This is a genomic window from Cobetia sp. SIMBA_158, from assembly GCF_046566945.1.
GTDB lineage: Bacteria > Pseudomonadota > Gammaproteobacteria > Pseudomonadales > Halomonadaceae > Cobetia > Cobetia amphilecti.
Window position 1 is genome coordinate 1 of the sequence record NZ_JAWJYL010000201.1, and the last position, 297, is coordinate 297.

The 297-nt window shown below is 37.7% G+C and carries 1 protein-coding gene; it reads left to right on the forward strand.

From position 1 onward, the window contains the following. On the forward strand, positions 1-234 hold a 234-nt coding region (locus R2R70_RS19625), incomplete at its 5' end, for a hypothetical protein (protein ID WP_410978841.1). Between the last annotated feature and the right edge of the window lie 63 nt (positions 235-297).

The following is a 297-nucleotide window of genomic DNA, read 5'->3' on the forward strand; positions in this document are numbered from 1 at the left end:
TGGATTTCTATGAAAATGTTAAAGGAAGAATCCTTTCATCCCACAAAGTCCAAGAAGTTTTATGTGTATACAGGAATCATTTTTGCAGTTGGATCTATAGCGATTGCCCTTCTTGCCAACAATGTACCAACGTTTGGCCGCGCAATCGAATTAGGTCAATATGGACTATTTAGTGTAGGATGCATACTGGCTCTAATCACATTCCTCATGAAAAAAATTCGCGAACAACGATAAACAAGAAGAGGAATTGTTCGGAAACAATTCCTCTTCTTGACTGATAAATAATCCCCTATTCTC